Annotated in this window: 17 protein-coding genes; all 17 read right to left on the reverse strand. The window is 37.5% G+C overall.

What is annotated here, in order from left to right; translation table 11 throughout:
* Positions 1–18: 18 nt before the first annotated feature.
* Positions 19–1,071, reverse strand: a complete 1,053-nt coding sequence (locus tag OZP12_RS08290; protein ID WP_281228568.1) for a deoxyribonuclease II family protein — start codon at positions 1,069–1,071, stop codon at positions 19–21.
* Between the two features lie 110 nt (positions 1,072–1,181).
* Positions 1,182–2,615 carry a hypothetical protein gene (locus OZP12_RS08295; protein WP_281228569.1) on the reverse strand — a complete coding sequence of 478 codons (1,434 nt, stop codon included), beginning with the start codon at positions 2,613–2,615 and terminating at the stop codon, positions 1,182–1,184.
* Positions 2,616–2,661: 46 nt separating this feature from the next.
* Positions 2,662–7,254: a molybdopterin cofactor-binding domain-containing protein gene (locus OZP12_RS08300; protein ID WP_281228570.1), complete on the reverse strand. Its 4,593-nt coding sequence runs from the start codon at positions 7,252–7,254 to the stop codon at positions 2,662–2,664.
* A 610-nt stretch (positions 7,255–7,864) separates the two neighbouring features.
* Positions 7,865–8,626 (reverse strand): tryptophan synthase subunit alpha, encoded by a 762-nt coding sequence (trpA, locus tag OZP12_RS08305; protein ID WP_281228571.1) that lies wholly within the window; start codon positions 8,624–8,626, stop codon positions 7,865–7,867.
* A 95-nt stretch (positions 8,627–8,721) separates the two neighbouring features.
* Positions 8,722–9,042, reverse strand: a complete 321-nt coding sequence (locus OZP12_RS08310) for a gamma-glutamylcyclotransferase family protein (RefSeq protein WP_281228572.1) — start codon at positions 9,040–9,042, stop codon at positions 8,722–8,724.
* Between the two features lie 264 nt (positions 9,043–9,306).
* Positions 9,307–10,488 (reverse strand): tryptophan synthase subunit beta, encoded by a 1,182-nt coding sequence (trpB, locus tag OZP12_RS08315; protein ID WP_281228573.1) that lies wholly within the window; start codon positions 10,486–10,488, stop codon positions 9,307–9,309.
* Between the two features lie 10 nt (positions 10,489–10,498).
* Positions 10,499–11,191 (reverse strand): phosphoribosylanthranilate isomerase, encoded by a 693-nt coding sequence (locus OZP12_RS08320; protein WP_432419521.1) that lies wholly within the window; start codon positions 11,189–11,191, stop codon positions 10,499–10,501.
* A gap of 59 nt (positions 11,192–11,250) precedes the next feature.
* Positions 11,251–12,033, reverse strand: coding sequence for an indole-3-glycerol phosphate synthase TrpC (gene trpC, locus OZP12_RS08325; RefSeq protein ID WP_281228574.1), 783 nt, complete (start codon positions 12,031–12,033; stop codon positions 11,251–11,253).
* Between the two features lie 5 nt (positions 12,034–12,038).
* Positions 12,039–12,794: a hypothetical protein gene (locus OZP12_RS08330; RefSeq protein WP_281228581.1), complete on the reverse strand. Its 756-nt coding sequence runs from the start codon at positions 12,792–12,794 to the stop codon at positions 12,039–12,041.
* Entirely contained in the window at positions 12,761–13,414 is a 654-nt protein-coding gene (locus tag OZP12_RS08335; protein WP_281228582.1) for a GDSL-type esterase/lipase family protein, read from the reverse strand. The genes OZP12_RS08330 and OZP12_RS08335 overlap by 34 nt, the downstream gene beginning before the upstream one ends.
* A 26-nt stretch (positions 13,415–13,440) precedes the next feature.
* Positions 13,441–14,433 (reverse strand): anthranilate phosphoribosyltransferase, encoded by a 993-nt coding sequence (gene trpD, locus OZP12_RS08340; protein WP_281228584.1) that lies wholly within the window; start codon positions 14,431–14,433, stop codon positions 13,441–13,443.
* Positions 14,434–14,522: 89 nt separating this feature from the next.
* Positions 14,523–14,930 carry a GNAT family N-acetyltransferase gene (locus OZP12_RS08345; protein ID WP_281228585.1) on the reverse strand — a complete coding sequence of 136 codons (408 nt, stop codon included), beginning with the start codon at positions 14,928–14,930 and terminating at the stop codon, positions 14,523–14,525.
* 84 nt (positions 14,931–15,014) lie between these two features.
* Positions 15,015–15,854 carry a c-type cytochrome gene (locus tag OZP12_RS08350; protein ID WP_281228586.1) on the reverse strand — a complete coding sequence of 280 codons (840 nt, stop codon included), beginning with the start codon at positions 15,852–15,854 and terminating at the stop codon, positions 15,015–15,017.
* Positions 15,855–15,915: 61 nt separating this feature from the next.
* Positions 15,916–16,482, reverse strand: a complete 567-nt coding sequence (locus OZP12_RS08355) for an anthranilate synthase component II (RefSeq protein WP_281228587.1) — start codon at positions 16,480–16,482, stop codon at positions 15,916–15,918.
* A gap of 128 nt (positions 16,483–16,610) precedes the next feature.
* Positions 16,611–18,011, reverse strand: a complete 1,401-nt coding sequence (locus OZP12_RS08360; RefSeq protein WP_281228588.1) for an anthranilate synthase component I family protein — start codon at positions 18,009–18,011, stop codon at positions 16,611–16,613.
* A gap of 279 nt (positions 18,012–18,290) precedes the next feature.
* Positions 18,291–18,857, reverse strand: a complete 567-nt coding sequence (locus OZP12_RS08365) for a YceI family protein (protein ID WP_281228590.1) — start codon at positions 18,855–18,857, stop codon at positions 18,291–18,293.
* A gap of 293 nt (positions 18,858–19,150) precedes the next feature.
* Positions 19,151–20,425 carry a hypothetical protein gene (locus OZP12_RS08370; RefSeq protein ID WP_281228591.1) on the reverse strand — a complete coding sequence of 425 codons (1,275 nt, stop codon included), beginning with the start codon at positions 20,423–20,425 and terminating at the stop codon, positions 19,151–19,153.
* Positions 20,426–20,706: the final 281 nt, after the last annotated feature.

The following is a 20,706-nucleotide window of genomic DNA, read 5'->3' on the forward strand; positions in this document are numbered from 1 at the left end:
GCAGAAATTAGACGCTGTTTAATGTGTAGCTTTAATTAAATTTTGGGCATCAACCCTGGAATGTCCCGGAGGTGCTATGATAAGGTCTGTTTTAGATAAAGCCGCCCATAATGTATTGTCCTGAAAAGCAATAGTACCTCCACCACGTTTTTCCTGCGAAATCATGCGATTGATATCACCAACACAAACCCAGTCAGAGTCCACACTAACAGCCCATTTGGCATGATCGTGTGTTTCCGGCCAATTCCATGGCACTCCAAGCGGACTCAGGTCAATGTATTTAACATCGAAAGTTTTATGAATACCGTCACTGTCCAATGTTGGAGGGATTTTGCCCCGAATCCAGGTTTCTACATCAATGTCTGTTCTAAGTGCAGGACCAACTAAATCATTCCAGAAATCTTTATTCCATTTTTGATTCTTTGCAATAACTTTAAAGTCAAATCCTCCTCGGGATTTATAAGCCAACACATCTGAATCCCCTGTGGGATTTGGGTTTAGGGGTTGACTGAGAATATAAAGAGGATCATTTTTATCTAATGATTCTGGAATTTGTGGTAAGTATACTTGCGGAACCTGGTGATTTGCCATTTGAGCAGCAATTTTTCCAGCCGTTTCAATATCTATAGAAATACAAAGGAAAGTCTGGCCGTATTCAGGTGTCGGCATTGATGTTTCTTTTGCGTCAGCATATTTTGGCCAAGAATGAAGTAACCATAATGCTGTTTTTGTTTCAGTATCAAAAGCCAAAACACCTTTAGTATGTCCAAATGTACTACTGTCTGTTCTATTGGCATCGGCAGGCATTTCATCATTGTAAAGAATCCACCCGGTAGTTGGTGTTGGCGGTGTGTCAAAGATGGCTTTTAGTGTAAGGTCAAGCGCTCCTTTTCCGTCAGTCAGTAAATTAGGTGATTGGACAACTTTTTTTATGTTTGGGTCATAATAAACGTATTCATAGCCGGTGGCTGTAGGTTCGTTTGCGGTTTTTCCAAGTTTTGGAACTTTGTATGCAAACCACCAATCAACTTGTTGACCGTTTTCATCTAATGCAGAAATTGTATTAGCCATTTTATATTTTTTTAAGTTTTCTTAATAGTATCAAGTATAGTTATACCGATTCAAATCTTTGATGACTTGAATCGGTATTCTTATTATGAATTAATAATCCCTCTTGCAAATTATTTATTAGGAGCTACATCTCCACGTCGGATAGGTACTTGTACAGCTTTGTACTGGGAAGCAAAACTTCCTTTCTCTGCAGCTTCTTTAGCAGTGAAAAAGTTTTCTAAAGCAATGGCCACCTGAAAAGAAAAATCTGTTGAATATACAGTTTGATTCATTGAGGTACCACAGTTTATATTTTGAAACCATTTCATCCATTCATGACCGCCGCCGCCTACTGGAGGAGCTTGTCCACCATCAGGCGCTGCATTAGGCGGAACAAGTGAAGTAACTGCGGGATATTGAGCCGCATTATGACATGACATACAAGAAACGGTATTTAAATCGGCAGGACCGTCTAATCGTCCGTTCCATCCAAGATGCTGAGGCGGAAGATTTGGACTTTCGAAAATTACAGTTTCTTTTAGGTCTTTGTTAACCTCAGTTTTAATTGGCGGATATGGAGATGTTTTATTTATTCTGTTTTTAGGATCATTCCCCCAGGTAAGTCCAACAGGCACAAGATTCATCAATTTATTTTTCTTATTCAGTTTTCCGTTGTAGCAAAAAGTTCCAAATACCCAGCCGGTTCCTTCAGGATTGCTTGGGCTTCTGTCTGCCCTTGGATCACGAACGGAGATATCCATTTGTAAAAGATGCACATCAGAAACGACTCTTTTGCTTGATTTCCAGAAATTTTCAGTGATGTAAGCTTTCCATGTCAATGGATTTACAAGATAATCTACAAAATCGGTTCCTTTTGGAGCATCGGTAAATAATAATTTTACGAAGACGGTTCCAGTTGGGAATCCACCATTATTATAACGTTTATCCAATACTTTAAGATTAGGGTGTTGAGGATCTTTCCACATTTGCCCCATTGCATAACCTGCTTTATCATTGATCAAAGTAATGGCATATACAGAATAATCACCGTCAACTCCTTTAAGTCCAGGACCTAATTGGAGAGGTCCTAGTGGAGCTTCTTTAATAAGACCGTGAAAACCTTCAGTTCCTCCATTTGGCGGATAGGCATTTGGTCCTTCAACACTTGGATGTAGCCATGGGATATGATACCAGTTGCGAACTTTATTTTCATAAGGATCCCAGTCTTCTGTATTTCCTTCAAAACCATAATCGCGAACGGCTTCAATATATTTTAAAGGTTCTTTTTTGAAATCTATTTCGAGAAATTTCGGCATGTCTTCAGGCATTTCCGTTGGGAAATCTGTTTTTAAACGAAATATAGGCTGGTCAGAATATTTTTCTCTGTATTCCTGAGGGCTTACCATGTAACCAAAATCAGGGAATCCATTTTCTTCATAGTTTTGTTTTTCTAAAGCAGCAAGTGCAGCCGTGCTTTTTTCAATAATTGGCGCCTCATCCTTTTTTCCGTTGCAGGAGGCAATAAGGACGGAAGTTGCAATAATTAATGGTCTTAAGTTTTTCATTTGTTAAAAAGATTAGTAATGATTGTTTTTATTTGTCTATAATATTTTATTGTCCAAGATGTTTTTCGGTTACTTCACAGGCTCTGCGAACTTCCTGTACTGTTGCCGGTGCATCGAAACGGAAGAGTGGGTCTAGGTTTCGTTCAATCCTTGAAGCACGAATCGCGGCTTTGATTGCGAAGAATACACTATTAGCCAATACCAGAGGAGGTTCACCAACCTCTTTTGCTGAAAATATTTGGTTGGAGTCTTCCGGAATACTTTGTACCGATTCTTCATCTCTAGGAAAAAGAAAAGTGTTCATTTCCAGCGGTATGGTAGTGATTGCTGGAATTTTATAACGCCAGGTATTTGTCGAGTTTAATCGACCTTTATTGGCTCCTTCGGTTTCTGAGACTAATTTTTCGGTTAACAGGTATCCGATCCCCTGAACAAAAGCACCCTCTACTTGTCCTATGTCGATGGCTGGATTCATACTCCATCCCATGTCATAGATGATGTCGGAACTAATGATTTTGACTTCTCCCGTAAGGATATCCACTTCTGTGACAGAACAAGCCACCGAATAGGTAAATCCAACAAACGAATCAACGCCACCACCAAGTTTGGCATCTTTAACGCGTTCTATACCAGGAATGTTAGGTTGGTCTTTTTCGGTTTTGAATGTCATGGCCGGAATTTGAACCTCACCACCTTTTATTTTGGTGTTAAAAGAAGCAATAAGATTAACCCTTTGCGATGCCGCTTGGCTGATTAGATTTTGCCAAATCATTGTTTCTTTTCCGTCACCGCTTTTAATTTTTTTAGCCCAGCCTTTGTCTTCTCCGGCACCATAATTCCAAAAGTCTATGTTTTTCTTTTTACACCAGTCCTCACCGTTTTCTTTCAACAATTGATAGCCAAATTCCATAAGTCTGGCTCGCATTTCTTCGCAGGTTTGTTTTACCGCTTCACAAGAATAGGGAGTTCCAGTAGATCCTCCAGTACTTGTTGGATTTGGAATAACACTTGTGTTTACATTGTCAATGAATATCATTTCCATCGGTATTCCCAGGACATAGGCCGCGACTTGTTGTGCTTGTGTAACCAAACCTTGTCCAATTTCGACACCACCCTGATGAATGACAACGGTTCCGTCGCCGGGATTGATGACCACTATGGCAGCAGATTGTTCCAATGCAAGTAAATTATATCCTGAGCCGTATTTTACGGGTATCATAGAAATTCCTCTTTTATGCCATTTGTTTTTCTTGTTGAATTTTTCCACTTCCAGATATTTGGCTTCGAAATTCGAAACTCTCTTGGCATAAGCCCAAACTTGTTTCATGTAGCAATAAGTAAGTGCCTGTCCAAATGGTGTGACATCACCACGGTCGTAAAGGTTTTTTTCGCGTAAATCTTCCGGTCTCATGTTCAATGATACAGCGGCATCATCAATTGCGTTTTCAACAATATTTTTACCTTGTACGTCACCAAACGCACGCATTGCAGTACTTGGAGCCGTATTGGTGCGACACACGTCGATTTGACTCTCAAAATTTTTGATTTTGTAGGCATTGTCCGTTCTCAACTGAATACAATTGGAAACGATAAACGAGCAGTCGTAGAAAGCACCGCCGTCTCCCCACATTTTTAGTTGGAATCCGTGAATAATTCCTTTGTTTTCGTTTTTATGTTCACCGGTGTCAACAGCAATTTGGTATTCACCATAGTAAGCATGACGTTTTCCGATCATTGCGGTATCCTCATCTCGGGGAACTGCAAGACGAACAGGTCTTTTTGTCGCTTTTGCAGCCACGGCTGTTGGTCCGGCAATAAAACGAGTTTGTTCCGTTTTACCTCCAAATCCACCACCCACTGGCGGTACTTCGACTTCAATTTGGTGATGGTACATTGCCAATGCCGAAGCAACGGTATCATGCATTCCTCCGGGACTTTGTACGGATGGCTGTACTTTCATGCGATGCTCATCCATTGGCGTTACGATACAGGCCTGTGGTTCCATGTAGAAATGGGCTTGACCACCGCAAAGCTGTGAGGAACTAACGACGGTGCAAGGCACGCTGTCAACAGTAACTTTTTTTGTATCTATTTTTTGTTCGCGTAAAAGCGTTTTAGGAACCGTCGTGTCATCATTTGTGGCCCATTCAAATTGACTTCCAGGACGGGTTATTTTCCAAATATGGGAAGCGAAAGAAGCAGAAACCGGTGCGTCGGGGAAAATACTTCCTTTTTTGATGGCCTCAAGTAAATCTATGATTGGCTCGCTCCATTGCTCTGTCCATGGCGCTCCAGGTTTCGAATATTGCACACATTCCGTGGACACAAAGGCAGCAATTTTAATAGCGTCCTGCTCACTTGGAGCAAGTACCATCGCAATGGATTGTCCTACATAACTAACCAATTGTTCCGCAAATAACGGTTGGTCACTTCCCATTCCCTGATAGTTACGCCCCCCGTTTTTAATATTTTCTGCGGTAATAATATCAGTAAAAGTTGGGAATTTCTCTTTTAGAAATGTTTTTAGTTCCTCAATCGAAGCTATTTTTTTATTGTTTGGATTTATAAACGAGTAATTCATCAACGCTCTCTGACTTTGTACGAATGCACCGTTTAGAGTTAGTGGCGGTACAGCGAGTTCATGAGTGTAATTGGTTTGTCCGGAAGTTTGGTACATAGCCGTAACCTTGATGTAGGGTTGCGCTACCGGAGCTTTATAATCTTGTGTTTTGTAAGTTTGTATTCCGTCACTTACCGGCCAATTACCCCATTTGGTTTCAGCTGTGGAAATCAGGTTTTCCGGTATAGAAGCTCCTTTTACGGCCAAAGCATTTACAATTGCCTTGTAGAAAAAAGAAACGGCTAGTTGGGTGCGGTATTCCGAGGTGAAGTCTTCGTTTGGAACTTCTTCCATTCTTTTTTTCTGCGCATCCAGTTCTTTGGAGACTTCTTTTGCCAATATCTTTGAAAGATTTTCGGCATCCCCCAAGGTCAGTTTTTTATTTTTCATGGCCTCTTCAGTTTCCGTAGCTCTCCAAGGATACGGTGCAATCCCTCCAAATACGATCATTGCCGAATTGACAATCAAATTATCATTAATGCTGAAATTGGTAGTGGCGTTGACAATACTATGAGCATTCACTTCGCGAAGTGCCACTTTTTGCGCCAGTGCCACATCATTTGAACTTTTCAAAGGAATTACATAGGAAGTAAGGACAATTTCATCTGCGAGTTTAGGATCTTTTATGATAGCTTCAACTAGCGCTTCGGCAGTTTTTGTGTGTTCCTTGAAAATACCGTTTTTGTCCAATAATAAGTAATTAATTTTTGTTTCCACCGCAAATAGGGCAGTAAAAAGATCGGACGGAAAAGGTTCTCCGGTATGCATCGGAATATGTTTTAGCACCAGCATGGTGTTTCCGCCGATAGAAGCAGCATTACGGACAATTCGGCCAGCGGTTCGGCGTGCCATATAGTCCAATGCCTCCAATATCGAAATGTCAGATATTGATGTTTTTTTGTTTATGTGTTTGAGCTTATCGATACCTTGAGAGAGGATCTCGATAAGTTCACTGTATGTTGTGCTGGCAGCTATTTGAAGATAATCGTCCGTTAATTTGTGTTCGGTATTCAAATCGGGAATGAATCGAATGTCAACGTAAAAAGTCGTGTCTAAATACTCGTTTTTGTAGATTCCATAAGAAGTGTTGGCATGTACGAGTCTTATATTCTTGTTGTTTTTAAATATTTCGGCCAATTCCGATAGCGATTTTGGAGCTACCCAACGGTTTGTGGTAACACCGGAAGCAGGCTGTTGAGCATCTCTAGGAAAGGGAATTTCGACATTGGAAGGAAGTTGGGCTTTGGTAACCGGATCTAGTTTACAGGGCATTCTGTTTTTTTCGTCGGTGGCAGACCAATCAGAGGCAAAAGTTTTCATTCCGGTAAGAATGGAGCGGTAACCGGTGCAACGGCATAAGTTTCCGTCGAACGCTTCCTCAATTTCTTTTTTGGTTGCATTTGGTTTATTGTGTATGAACTCAGACATATTCATTACAAATCCAACGCTGCAATATCCGCACTGACTACCATTGTTTAAAGCCAATTGGTATGCAACAGGATTCATTCCTAAGTGTGATTCCTCAGAAGGATATTCTGAGATTTCCTCAATAATTTTTAATTCTGCTGTACAAATGACGCTTTGCATATTTTCGGCTATTTTTTCCTGTACCGCAAGTCGTTTGTCTTCTGCTTCTTTTTTTGCCGCCTCCAATACAGGAGAAATATCCTCATCGAGGGGAACGTTGCTGCGTGTAGAACTGGATTTTTGTATAAGGTGTTCAGGATCTGGTTTACGAACACCTCCTGTTCCTTCAATTGTTGTGACTGAAAGTCCGCCTATGGAGCATACCGGTCTAAGACAGGAATTGATAGCAAGATGTTCAGCCTCTTTTTTTGTGTCGTTCCATTCCGAAAGGATTACGGTACAACCACCACAACCACCCTGACCGCATGGCTTTTTAGGGCCTGAGAGTGCCACTTTTGGAGATTTTAAATAATCGATTAAAAGTAAATCAGGTGAGGGATTTTCTATGGTAGTGGCTTTTCCGTTCAAAAAGAAATTTACAGAATTTTTCATGTCAGTATTGGGAGATTTTTTTTGTTTTTATTAGGAAAAATAGTTGTAATATTGTAAAGATATGTCGTTAGACTTGTTAATTGTGCTTTTTTTCGTTAAAAAATTAACATTTTTACCAATTCAAAGTTGCCGAATTGATTTGTTGATTTGGAAAAAAATGGCATTAACCCTTAATATTGAGTTATGAGAAGGCTAAATAGGGGTATGAGTAAAGGAGGAGTTTTTTGAGAGGGAAACACTCTAAAACTTGAGAGGCTTCGGTTTTTGCTGTTTATTCTAAATCTGAACTAATTGTTCTCTTTTTTTTGAATGATTATTAAAAGGCGTAATGTTGTTTTTTAGCCCCGATTGCAGTGGAAATCCTTGTGGTCTCGTCCTTTGAAAGACGAGATCACAAGATTGAAGCGGAAAGCGGGACCAATGTTTCTGAAAAGGCATAATCTTTCTGCTCCAAAAAATAATGATAGCGTTTAGGTTCGAAGGGGAATTACGATATGGGGAAAATATTGCGTAGGCAAAAAAATAACCGCAAATTCGCAAATTTATTAAGTACAGAATACTTATTATAATTTGCGAATTTGCGGTTTAATGATTTATAAAAAGAAACTGTTTATCGAATCGTTTTCACAAAATCACCTATTTTTCCGCTTCCGTTTTCTTTCAAATGCGTGATGAAAGCACTTCCGATAATCGCTCCTTTGGCGTATTGTGTTGCTTGATTGAAAGTCTCTGCATTGCTGATTCCAAAACCAACGATTTGTGGGTTTTTCAAATTCATTTCGCCGATGCGTTTGAAATACGTTTCCTGTGTATTTCCAAAACCTGATTGTGAACCCGTAACACTAGCAGAGCTTACCATGTAAATAAATCCGTCCGAAACGCTGTCGATAAAACGAATACGCTCGTCTGAAGTTTGCGGTGTAATCAGGAAAATATTGAGTAATCCGTATTTTTCGAATATGGCTTTATATTGTTCGGCATAGACATCAACAGGAAGGTCGGGGATAATTAAACCGTCTATCCCTATTTCGGCACATGTTGCACAGAATTTCTCCACTCCATATTGCAACATTGGGTTAAAATATCCCATTATCACCAACGGAATATTTACGCTTTTGCGAATGTCTTTTAATTGGTCAAATAAAATTTGTGATGTCATTCCGTTTTCCAAAGCCTGTGTCGAACTCGCCTGAATGGTTGGTCCGTCAGCCAAAGGATCACTAAAAGGTAACCCGATTTCTATCATGTCAACACCGTTTTTTTCTAAGTCTTGAATGATTTGCACTGTGTCGTTCAAGTTGGGATATCCCGCTGAAAAGTAGATAGAAAGTATTTTTTTATCTTCTTGTAATTTTTGGTTTATTCTGTTCATTTTAAAAATATTTTTCTTGGGATCCAAAATCCTGTCGTTGTGTTTTTTATTGCTATGCAATTTTAAATAATGCATAGTTTATTTTTTGCCTTTTGCTAAATCGCAGCGCTATAAGCCCAGGCTTTTTGGTTTGATTGCAGTAAAACTTCCACACGTTTGTAATGCAGTCCTTCATATAAATCTGCCTGATGGAGTTCCCTCATCGAGACTTCATATAAAACACCGCTGATGGTGTCGTTGGAATCGTTAGTTTCCATAATGATAGGATAATGCTCTATGCCAAATTCTTCTTCAATCTGGATTTCATTTAATTCATAACCAACCAATGTTTCCGGCGTTCCGTCAAGAATACGGCCAAAAAGATTTTCTTGGACATCCTTGTCCTGTAAAGTCCCATAAGCGAATAATTTTTGCATAGCTACTATGTTTTGAGAATATTATACTGTCATTTATTATTAATCTGAGTTTTAATTATTATTTTTTGAAGCAGAAACATTAGGGCATTTTTTGCCGGCATTGTTCCCGCTATCCGTTACAATCTTTTGTAGAGGTGGGTTTGAAACCCATCTCTACAAAAGGATTTCCACTTCTATCGGGGCTAAAAGGAAACACCATTGCTCATTTGCCATCATACCCCAAAAAAGTTGTTTTTCGACATTCAGAATCTCAGTAACTTATTTTTACAACTTGAAAAAATCAATATACGTATTCAAATCTTTGTCTCCACGACCTGAAAGGCAGATAACTACAACATCCGTCGGTTTGAAATTTCTTTCTTTCAAAACCGCCAAAGCATGCGAAGATTCAATAGCAGGAATAATACCTTCCAGTTTACATAATTCCAATCCCGATTCCATAGCGTCATCATCGGTAACCGAAAAGAATTCGGCGCGACCTGATTGTGCCAAGTGCGCATGCATTGGTCCTACACCAGGATAATCCAATCCTGCCGAAATAGAATAAGGTTCGGTAATTTGCCCGTCAGGTGTTTGCATCAATAAGGTTTTGCAACCGTGAATGATACCCACTTTTCCCAGTTTGCTCGTTGCGGCGCTGTGACCGCTGTTTACACCTTTTCCGGCAGCTTCAACCGCTATGATTCCCACTTGTTCGTTGTCAAGGAAATGATAAAAAGTTCCTGCTGCATTACTTCCTCCACCAATGCAAGCTACAACAAAATCAGGATTTTCGCGTCCTTCTTTTTCTTGTAACTGCCATTTGATTTCTTCGGAGATAATACTTTGAAAACGGGTTACCATATCCGGATAAGGATGTGGTCCAATCGCAGAACCAATGATATAGTGAGTATCCACCGGATTGTTAATCCAATCGCGAATGGCTTCGTTTGTCGCATCTTTCAATGTTCTTGAACCAGAAAGCGCAGGGCGTACAGTCGCTCCAAGCATCTTCATACGGGCAACGTTTGGCGCCTGACGCTTGATGTCGATTTCGCCCATGTACACGATGCATTCCAATCCCATCAAAGCACAAACGGTAGCGGTTGCAACTCCGTGTTGTCCAGCACCGGTTTCAGCAATGATACGTTTTTTGCCTAGTTTTTTGGCAACCAGAATCTGTCCAATAGTGTTGTTGATTTTGTGCGCTCCCGTATGGTTGAGGTCTTCTCTTTTGAGGTAGATTTTGGTATTGTATTTTTCAGAAAGCCTTTTTGCAAAATACAATGGACTTGGGCGACCCACATAATCTTTTAGTAATTGGTTGAATTCTTTTTGGAATTCAGGTTCTGCGGTTATTTTTAGGTATTGTTGGCGTAATTCCTCCACATTTGGATATAACATTTCAGGGATGTAAGCTCCCCCAAATTCTCCGTAATAGCCTTTTTCGTTGACGTTGTATGACATTTTATTTTTTTTATTTGTTTTCGCGTAGGGACAATTCGCGAATTGTCCGTACAAGATTGATGTTTTTTAATCCAGGTTCGATTTCGAATTTACTGTTTACGTCGATGGCATAAATCGGTAAATTGGTTTTTAAAATTGCTGCTACCGAATCCAATTCTTCAATTCCAATTCCGCCACTAAGGAAGAACGGTTTTGTCGATGGATAGTTCTCCAATATTTTCCAGTCGAAAGTGGTTCCGTTTCCGCCCGGTAATTTTCCTTTGGTATCAAAAAGAAAATAATCACAAACCGATTCGTAGGGTTCCAAAACACTGAAATCAAAATTTTCGTCTGCTGAAAACACTTTGATGATTTCGATGGAAGTACCAAATTTAGTTTTTATTTCCGAACAAAATGCAACCGATTCCTGACCGTGTAATTGAACAGCCTGTAAATTATATTTTTTTACTTTTTCCTCAATTACAGTGATGCTTTCATTGACAAAAACTCCCGTTTTTTTAATGGATTTAGGTAATTCAGGCATTTCTCCATCAAAATAGCGAGCCGATTTTGGCCAAAATATAAATCCCATATAATCGGGTAGGAGCGAACCTACTTCGATCATATTGTCAGGGTATTTCATTCCGCAGATTTTAATCCTCACCCCAGCCCTCTCCAAAGGAGAGGGAGTCGAAGTGTCTTTATGTTCTGAATGTTTTTTCATTTTAAATTTTAGATATAAATCACAGAATTAATTTGTGTTAATCTATGAAATCCGTGTCTTTATTTTAATTGCTCAATAAATTCCGTTGCCGCTTTTCCGGCGTTGTCGGTTTTCATAAAGTTTTCTCCAATCAAAAATCCTTTGTAACCATAAGGTTTCAGTTCATTTATGGCTTCGATTGACGAAATACCGCTTTCAGAAACTTTTACAAATTCGTTAGGGATTTTGTCTGCCAATTCTTTGCTGAAATCAAGACTAACTTCAAAAGTTTTCAGGTTTCTGTTATTCACCCCAATCATATCCAATGTCGGCATTATTGATTTTTCCAGTTCTTCCAGATTGTGTACTTCCAACAGTACTTCCAATCCCAAACCTTTAGCAAATTCAGATAATGATTTGATTTCTTCTCTTGTCAAAACTGCAGCAATAAGCAAAATTAAATCAGCTCCGTGGGCTTTGGCTTCCAATATTTGGTATTCGTCAACAATGAATTCTTTTCGCAACAGCGGAATATTAACCGATGCTCTCGCCAAAAGTAAATCGTCCAAAGAGCCACCGAAATATTTTCCGTCAGTTAAAACCGAAATCCCGCAAGCACCCGCACTTTCGTATCCTTTAACCACTTCCTCAACAGTAAAACCGTGATTGATAACCGCTTTTGAAGGAGAACGACGTTTATGTTCGGCGATGATTCCCGTGTTGCTGTTTCTCAAATTTTGACTTAGAGAAATCACTTTTTTTTCAAAGAAAACAGAGGATTCCAATTGCGAAACCGGAATGATTGATTTTTTAAGAACAACTTCTCTTTTTTTGTCAACTATGATTCTGTCTAATATATTCATTTTATTTAATTGATTTTTCTTTTAATTACCAGCATTTTGTTTCCGTCTTTCTGAAATTCATAGTCTGATGATTCAATCGTCACATTGAAATCAGTACTAAAATGAGTAATGATATCTTCTAAAACTTCTGATTTTGTTGCATTCAAATTCAATATTGGAAATATCCTTATTTCTTTGCAAATACGCAACATTTCGCTAATTGACTTAATGTGAAAATCCAATCCCAGTTGCGAATACAGAATGAGGAAATGGGAACTTAACCCCAAATCAAATTCCGAAGTGTCATATTTTGTTTTGTTTGGCAACTCGTGATAAATGTATCTTTGTTGCTCTTTCCCTTTTTCATAATCATCAATAAAAACAGACATTGCTTTCATGCGAATTTGTTCCAATTCATCAACGTTTTTGATGTTTTTCCAAACGAATTTTTCCTGATTCGTTCTCATTTGTTCCAGAACTGTTTCTTTGGTCTCGTCAATTCGTTGATTTAATTCAGCTTTTGTAAATTGATAAATTGGATCCAGTGAAACTACAGTTTTATTAAGTTTTGCCATTTCTGAATTGAAGCTAGCCGGTCCATCTCCAAAACTGATAATTCGATTATTGAAATCAGCATCCGTCAGTTTGAAAATTTTGGTGTATTCTTCTAAATTTCGCCCCCAAGGGACTACATTTTTTAATTCAAAAGCCATGATTTTCTTCTTACTTAATTCTTGTAGTTTTTTGCCTAATTCAATTTGTCTTTTAAGGTATCGATCCATATTTGATATCCTTTTTCATTCATGTGCAAACGATCTGACCCAAATATATCTTCTTTTGGATTTCCGTTTGCGTCAAGCATTTTATCCCAAATATTTACAAAAATGATATTGTGATTTTTATTTATATAGTTTTCAATAAGTTTATTGGTTTCTATTTGTCTCTCTTTCATTTGCCATCGTGACGGACTAGGTTTTATAGAAATGTAGATAATTGGAACATTTGGCTCTTGTTTTCTAATGTTTTTGTACAAAGTTTTGAAACGATTGAACACCTCGGTTGGTGTAACTTTTTCAGAACTCGCTATGTCATTTTCTCCACAATAGATAACTATTTTTCGAGCATGGTATTTGAAAATAATTTCATTTTGAAAACGAATCACATCTAATAAAGTTGAACCGCCAAAACCACGATTTATAAGAGGAACCGATGGGAAATCCTGTTGTAAATGTGTCCATTTTGTAAAAGACGAACTGCCGACAAAAAGAACGGGATTTTTTATTGGAGTTTTTAAGCTGTCTTCCTTTTTGAAAGCCTGAATATCGCCGTAAAACGGGACTTTCTGTGCAGAGGAATGTATTGACAGAAAAAGCGTGATGGCAAAAACAATCTTTTTAAACATGAGTTATTTGTTTTTATTGATTCAACTTAAATACTTAATTCTTTCAATTTATTTAAAGCTGCTAATGCTTTTCCAGAGAACAAACTTTCTTTAGCCAATTCAAAACTTTCTAATGGAGAACTGCCATTTACAGTTGAAATTGCCATTGCTGCATTGGCACAAACTACATTGTTTTGCGCTTCGTTTCCTTTTCCGGAAATAATATTGATGAACATTTCTGCCGATTCATCGATGGTTTTTCCGCCTTCAATTTCGCTTTGCGCTAAAAGACAAACACCAAAATCAGAAGGATTCAATATTCCTTCTTTAGTGCTGGTTATTATTTTTGTTGGCCCTGTTAATGAAACTTCATCGTAGCCATCTAGTGAATGTAAAATAGTAAAATTGATATCGGTATTTTGATATAAATAACCATACATTCTGGCCAATTCGAGATTGAAAACACCTACCAATTGGTTTTGTGGAAAAGATGGATTTACCATTGGCCCCAACATATTGAAGAAGGTTTTAACTCCCAATTCTTTTCGGATCGGACCCACGTTTTTCATCGCAGGGTGAAATAATGGTGCATGTAAAATCGCAATTCCGGCTTTGTCGATGCATTTTTCAATGAAAGTTGCGTCGTTACTGAATTTAATGCCCAATTTTTCCATCACGTTACTTGAACCTGAAATCGAAGAAACACCGTAATTTCCGTGTTTTGCGACTTTTATTCCTGCACCGGCAGATACAAATGAGGCTAAAGTAGAAATGTTGAAAGTGTCTTTTCCGTCACCACCCGTTCCGCACAAATCGATAGTATTATAATCGGATAAATCTACACGAATACATAATTCTAAAAGCGCTTCCCTGAATCCCGCTAACTCTTCTATACTAATGCTTCTCATCATGTAAACGGTCAGGAATGCCGAAATCTGGCTTGGGTTGTAACTTCCGCTAGAGATGTTAACCAATACGTTTTTGGCTTCTTCTTTGGAGAGAATTTCGTGGTTGATTAATCTGTTTAATATGTTTTTCATTTTTCTTTTTAAGTTGCTAAGATTCTAAGTAACTAAGTTTTTAAGTTTATTATTGACTGAATTCTAAATACTGAAAACAATCAACTTTTTTAGTGTTCATTTCCTTGATAAATCCACATTGGTTCGGTGTTTCCGGCACGCTCAAAACCATTTTTTTTATAAAAATCCACTGCTTTTCCGTCGGCGGTCAGCATTTGCATATGGAAGTGACTGTATTTCTCCTGCATTTTGTCAACAATCATTTTACCAATTCCTTTTCCCTGATATTCCGGTAGTACCAATAAATGCGGATAATAAACCGTTAAATGCCCGTCAGAAATAGCATTTCCAAGTCCGATAAGTTTTTTGTCTTCCCAAGCTGTAATCAGCGTTTCGGAATTCAATAAACCATTGTACAACTGTGTTGGTTTCTCAGCAGAGCTCCAGCCGTTTGCTTTGTACAATACTAATATGTCATCGAGATTTATGTCCCTTGTTTCGGAAATGGTTATGTTCATTTTTTTAAGTTGTTAAGATTCTAAGTGACTAAGTTTCTAAGATTTTTTTCTAACTTCTAACGTCTATTTTCTGTTTTCTATCCTCTATTTTCTAACTTCTATTTTCTTTCCCGACATGTATTTCAAATAATCTACAATTTCCTGCGATTCCTGTTTTGTGATTCCGAGTGTTGGCATTTTTACTTTGTTTCTGAAAGAAGCCGGATTTACAATGTAATCAACCAATTCGGTTTCTTTCCAATATTCGGTTACGTTTTTGGGATAATTTAATTCAGGTCCCATTTCGCCTCCAATTCCGTTTATCGCATGACAGGTAATACAGTATTTTTGAAATAGTTCAAAACCTTTCATTGCCGCTTCATCATCTTTTGGTTGCAAGGCTTCGATGTTTTTATTTTTCGGCTCCAAGTGAAATTTTATCACATTATATGGCCATTTGTATTTCTGATTATCCGCTGAAATCGATGTGTAAACCAAATAAAACGGATCTGCATTCATTTCGTTTCCGTTTTTGACAATCTTTTCCCAATTGGAACCTTTTGGTGCATCAACATCTTTGAAAGCTAGAAATGATTTTGTTTCCAAAAATAATTCAAGAGGCATTTCGGGTTTGTAACCGTCAATGCATTCGAAAACAATCAGTGTGTTCTTGATGTCAACTTTTGACAAATCCATTTCATTTTTTAAAAGAAGCGATGCGTTTACGGCATGATATTTCTTCGTTTTATGATAAACAGGATCATTAATAACAGTGACAACAGTATCTTTTCCCAATTTACTATTTGCTTGCAAAGCAACTAAATCCAAAACCATTTCGGGTTGTGCAGTAACGGTTTGCTCTATTTTTTGCTCCTTTTGTTTGTTACAGGAAAGAAAGCAAAAAATAAGGCAAGAGATGATAAAGCGGATTTTGACTGTTTTCATTTGTTTGTCATTTAGAGATCTAACAGGTTTTTAAAATCTGTTAGGTCTAAAATATTGATTTCTAGTTTTTCAACCAATTTTCCAAAATCTTTTTTCCGTTTGGTGTTAACACGCTTTCGGGGTGAAACTGTACACCTCGAACATCGTATGTTTTATGGCGCAAAGACATAACCTGACCATTTTCGTCAAAAGAAGTGGCTTCCAAAACATCAGGTAAATTGGCATCGACAACCCATGAATGGTAGCGTCCTACTTCGAATTCGTCCTCTAATCCTTCAAAGAGTAATTCGTCACTAACCGATTTTTTTACCAGTGTGGCAACACCGTGATATACTTTGTCCAAGTTGGAAAGTGTTCCTCCAAAAACTTCTCCAATTGCTTGTTGTCCAAGACAAACCCCGAAAATACTTTTGGTAGGGGCATATTTCTGGATAACAGCTTTCAATAATCCCGCTTCATCAGGAATTCCGGGTCCAGGGGAAAGCAAGATTTTATCGAAACCTGCTATTTCATCAATATCAAATTCATCGTTTCTGTAAACGGTAACTTCGCAATCTAAATCTTCAAGATAGTGTACCAAATTATAAGTGAAACTATCGTAATTGTCTATGACTAGTATTTTTTTCATTTTTCCTCCCCCAGCCCCTCCGAAGGAGGGGAGTGCCTATTGGGGTAAATAGGGTTTTAATTATTATTTATTGTTTAGTGTTATCTTTTCCACTGTAGCTGAAGTCCCCCCTTCGGGGGCTAGGGGGATTAAATTGTTTCGGCTAAATCCAATGCTTTGTTCAATGCTAGTAATTTATTGTAAACTTCCTGCATTTCGCTTTCTTCATCTGAACTGGCGACAATTCCGGCTCCCGCTTGGGAATGCAGCTGGTGATTTTTGGAAAGAAAAGTTCGGATCATAATGGCGTGGTTGAAGTTGCCTTCAAAATCCATAAAACCGATGGCGCCACCGTAAAAATTACGGTTTGTTTTTTCGTAATCTTCAATCAATTGCATGGCTCTGTGTTTAGGAGCCCCGCTTAAAGTTCCTGCCGGGAAAGTATCGGCAACAACCTGCATGGTAGTAGCTTTATCGTGTAAATGTCCGGTTACTTTGGATACCAAATGGATTACGTGGGAGAAAAACTGTACTTCTCTGTATTTTTCTACCTGAACGGCATGTCCGTGTCGGCTTAAATCATTTCTGGCCAAATCCACCAACATTACGTGCTCGCTGTTCTCTTTTTTGTCTTCGGATAGTTTTTTTGCTAAATCGGCATCTTTTTCATCATCTCCGGTTCTTCTGAAAGTTCCTGCGATTGGGTGAATTTCGGCTTTACGGTTTTTTACAATAATTTGCGCTTCGGGTGAAGAACCAAAAATTTTGAAATCACCATAATCAAAAAAGAATAGGTAAGGGGATGGGTTAATGCTTCTTAAAGCTCTGTAAACATTGAACTCATCACCTTTGAATCCTTGCGTAAACCTTCTGGATAAAACCAATTGGAACACATCGCCACGGAAACAATGTTTTTTGGCCAAAGCCACATTTTGTTTGAATTCTTCATCAGTTAGGTTTGAAAAACCTTCACCTTCTTTAGAGAATTTATACGAAGCAATATTTCTCGATTGTAATAATTGTTCAATTTCCGAGATATTGTTTGTGCCGTCAAGATTGTGGCAGAAAATATAGGCTTCATTTTTGAAATGGTTGATAGCAATGATGTTTTGGTAAACCGCATAATACACATCCGGAATCGAATTGCTGTTTTCTTTTTTAGCAATACTTACTTTTTCAAAATAACGAACGGCATCATATGAGATATATCCAAACAAACCGTTATTGATGAATTTGAAATCGGTTTTGTCAGATTTGAATTGCCCTGAAAAGTTTTGAATAATTTCTGGTACATCAGTGTTTGCATCAATTGTAATTGTTTCGGACGTTCTGTCAGGATAGTTTTTGGAGATCGTTTCGTTCTCAATTTTTATCGAAGCAATCGGATTGCAGCAGATATATGAAAAACTGTTGTCGTTTCCATGATAATCGCTACTTTCCAATAAAAGGCTATTTGGAAATTTATCTCTTATTTTGAAATAGATGCTTACCGGTGTCGTCGTATCGGCTAGTATTTGTTTGTAATGTGTTTGTAGTTTATAGGTTTTCATGCTTTATCTTGCTTTTGATACAATGGATTTTTTTTGTGTTTTTCGAAATAAAAAAAAGGCTTGTCGTGATGACAAGCCTTTTTATATTATAGTTCAAATAATACTATAGGAGCTTACTTCACGACGTTTGACGTAAATTGTTCCACCACCAAGTATTGTTTGTTAATGTTTTCATGTTTTGTTTTGTTGTTTGCAAATATATAAATGATATTTGTTTCGGCAAAAAATATGAAATAAAAAAAAAGATATTTTTTTTGCTTTTTTGTTAAATTGTTTTGTTTAGAAGGCCAAAACTACGTTTAATTCAAAATCGTCATAAATTGTTTTGTCTCCCAAATCGTCAAAATAACTTCCTGAACCGTATCTGATATCATATTTGGTACGGTTAATTTCCAATTCGGCGGTAGCTTTATTTCCGTTTACAACCAAATCAAACTGAACATTGCCTGTAATTCCTTTAATAGTCAAATCGGCATTGATGAGGTAGGTATTGTTTCCTTTGTTGGCAATGCTTTTGAATACTAAAGTGGAAGTTGTGAAATTATCGACACTAAAAAAATCTTCAGATCTTAAATGGCCTTCCAATTTTGTTTTGGAACTCCCTGTTTGGTCTGTATTTGATAATGTTTTCATGTCTGCGGTAAAACTGCCTCCAGTCAATTTTTTGTCCTTGAAAATAAGGTAGCCATCTTTAAACTTAATTGTTCCTTCATGCTGTCCCGTTATTTTTTTTCCTTCCCAATTAATGATACTTTTGGAAACATCAATTTTGTAAGTCTGCGAAATTACTTTGGTATAGGAAAAAAGAACCAATAAAACAAGACTAAATGATTTTAAGCTTCTCATATTTACAGCGATTAAGTTAATAATATAGTTAACGAAGTGTCGGCTGATTTTGATTTTTTACAAAAAACAAAACGAAAGCCTAAATATTTGTAAATTACAGATTGTCAAATGCTTTATAAAGTTAAAGCAAAAAAAATTAATCCTATAGTTTTTGAATTATTATTTTAAGGATAAGTGAGTTATGTTTTTTTTAAGTTCAGATTGAAATAAGCGTTTAAAGGAATAGATATTGAAAGAAAATAAAAGTTTTTGCAAAAAAAAAAGCCTGATAACTTACATCAGGCTTAGTAGAACTATTTTGAACTGACCAGCTGGCTCGAGTTTCTTGTTCTGAAATCTGGGGCTTTTTTGATATCTGGCTGTAAGAACAACTCGATATTACTTAATTTTGTCGATTCTAATGAGAATGTATCGCTATTGTACCATTTGTTTAGTTCAGGATTTAGCTCTGCATTTTCGCTAAATACAATTCCACCGCATCGGTTGATTTGTAAGCCTTGAATGTTGATTTTTGCTAAATTTGCTGGAAGGCTTCCAATTTTATTTTCAAGTAAAACACAACTGCTGAATCCGTCAATTACACTGTTATTGATATTGAAATAACTTTTATCTTTGACATAAACCGCTTCTCTTACTAATCCCTGGCTATTGTCTTCTGTATTGATCAACGTCATGTTATTGGCGGTGATTTTTGTTAGTTTTTTGGTTAAATCAGCATTTTCAGCTTTGTCGTAAGAATCGATTTCAAAGCAACGAGAACCTGAAAAGTCTGAAGAGTAAGGGTTACGGATAGCAATACTATTTGATATTGTGCATTGAACTCCTTGTGTGAAATCAAAATCATCATCTGTAGCTCTAAACGAAATCAGATTACTAAAATTGACGTCTCCACCATAACATTCGAACGAATCATCGTTGGAGAAACTGATTTGAACAAAATCAATTTTAGTTCCTTTTCCAACTCCCGCCATTGATAAGCCATTCAACTCTTTCAACATATTTATTTTATGTCCTGAAAATTCGATGCGAACATATTTTAAAATACCCGAATTGCTATTAGGATCTTGTCCGCCATAGTAGCTTACTGCGGGATCAAGGTTGAAATCTAAAAATCCTGTACCTCCAATTTTATTTATTGGCGCCTCGCCAAGGATTAGAATTCCACCCCAATCTCCTGGTCTTCTTTCAGAGATATTTTTGTTTGAAGTAAAAACTATAGGATTAGTAGCGGTACCTTCAGCCATAATTTTACAACCTTTGGTGATGACAAGTGTTCCGCAGGTTTCTTTATCGCCTCTAATAACTGTACCGGGTTCAATAGTCAAAACGGCTTTATTAGTTATGTAAACTGTTCCAGTCAAAAGATAGATATTGTTTTTTGTAAGTCTTAAATCGGAGTTGATGGTGCCAGCCAATATTTGTGTTGGTTCACTGTATTCTGTCGTGGCCGGTTTGAAATTTGTCCAATTGGTAAGCCAGTTAGTTTCGCCGGTGATTCCTTTTATCTGTTGTGCATTAAGCGGGATAATAAAAAGTGTAATAATGACAACGAATAGTTTTTTTTTCATAGCGCTATAAATTGTAGGTTTTTTGCAGTGTAGCTTTGGTTATTTATTTTTTGTCAAAATTACCGCAACAATGTTTTTAGCGTATTTTGTTAAGATTATTTATATGTAACCTTTGAGTTAAGAGGAAAAGGGTGCGGGTGCTTTGGGAGATTTTGGGTAAAGGGAATGTGTTTTTCATTGATCTGTGTTTTTTTGCGCAGACTAACGCAGACTTTTTTATGCTTATGAAAAGGTCAAGTTTTTCTCATGAGCCCCAATGGAAACGGCATCCTGTTGTCCCG

Origin of the sequence: Flavobacterium aquiphilum, assembly GCF_027111335.1 — a bacterium.
Classification (GTDB): Bacteria; Bacteroidota; Bacteroidia; order Flavobacteriales; family Flavobacteriaceae; genus Flavobacterium; species Flavobacterium aquiphilum.

Bases quoted from the DNA above. Each gene is read 5' to 3' on its own strand.
- OZP12_RS08290 (WP_281228568.1), bottom strand. From the start codon at position 1,071: ATGGCTAATACAATTTCTGCATTAGATGAAAACGGTCAACAAGTTGAT.
- trpB (WP_281228573.1), bottom strand. From the start codon at position 10,488: ATGTCATACAACGTCAACGAAAAAGGCTATTACGGAGAATTTGGGGGA.
- OZP12_RS08295 (WP_281228569.1), bottom strand. From the start codon at position 2,615: ATGAAAAACTTAAGACCATTAATTATTGCAACTTCCGTCCTTATTGCC.
- OZP12_RS08320 (WP_432419521.1), bottom strand. From the start codon at position 11,191: ATGAAAAAACATTCAGAACATAAAGACACTTCGACTCCCTCTCCTTTG.
- OZP12_RS08310 (WP_281228572.1), bottom strand. From the start codon at position 9,042: ATGCAAAAATTATTCGCTTATGGGACTTTACAGGACAAGGATGTCCAA.
- OZP12_RS08355 (WP_281228587.1), bottom strand. From the start codon at position 16,482: ATGAAAAAAATACTAGTCATAGACAATTACGATAGTTTCACTTATAAT.
- OZP12_RS08360 (WP_281228588.1), bottom strand. From the start codon at position 18,011: ATGAAAACCTATAAACTACAAACACATTACAAACAAATACTAGCCGAT.
- trpC (WP_281228574.1), bottom strand. From the start codon at position 12,033: ATGAATATATTAGACAGAATCATAGTTGACAAAAAAAGAGAAGTTGTT.
- trpA (WP_281228571.1), bottom strand. From the start codon at position 8,626: ATGAACAGAATAAACCAAAAATTACAAGAAGATAAAAAAATACTTTCT.
- OZP12_RS08350 (WP_281228586.1), bottom strand. From the start codon at position 15,854: ATGAAAACAGTCAAAATCCGCTTTATCATCTCTTGCCTTATTTTTTGC.
- OZP12_RS08330 (WP_281228581.1), bottom strand. From the start codon at position 12,794: ATGGATCGATACCTTAAAAGACAAATTGAATTAGGCAAAAAACTACAA.
- OZP12_RS08300 (WP_281228570.1), bottom strand. From the start codon at position 7,254: ATGAAAAATTCTGTAAATTTCTTTTTGAACGGAAAAGCCACTACCATA.
- OZP12_RS08345 (WP_281228585.1), bottom strand. From the start codon at position 14,930: ATGAACATAACCATTTCCGAAACAAGGGACATAAATCTCGATGACATA.
- OZP12_RS08365 (WP_281228590.1), bottom strand. From the start codon at position 18,857: ATGAGAAGCTTAAAATCATTTAGTCTTGTTTTATTGGTTCTTTTTTCC.
- OZP12_RS08370 (WP_281228591.1), bottom strand. From the start codon at position 20,425: ATGAAAAAAAAACTATTCGTTGTCATTATTACACTTTTTATTATCCCG.
- OZP12_RS08335 (WP_281228582.1), bottom strand. From the start codon at position 13,414: ATGTTTAAAAAGATTGTTTTTGCCATCACGCTTTTTCTGTCAATACAT.
- trpD (WP_281228584.1), bottom strand. From the start codon at position 14,433: ATGAAAAACATATTAAACAGATTAATCAACCACGAAATTCTCTCCAAA.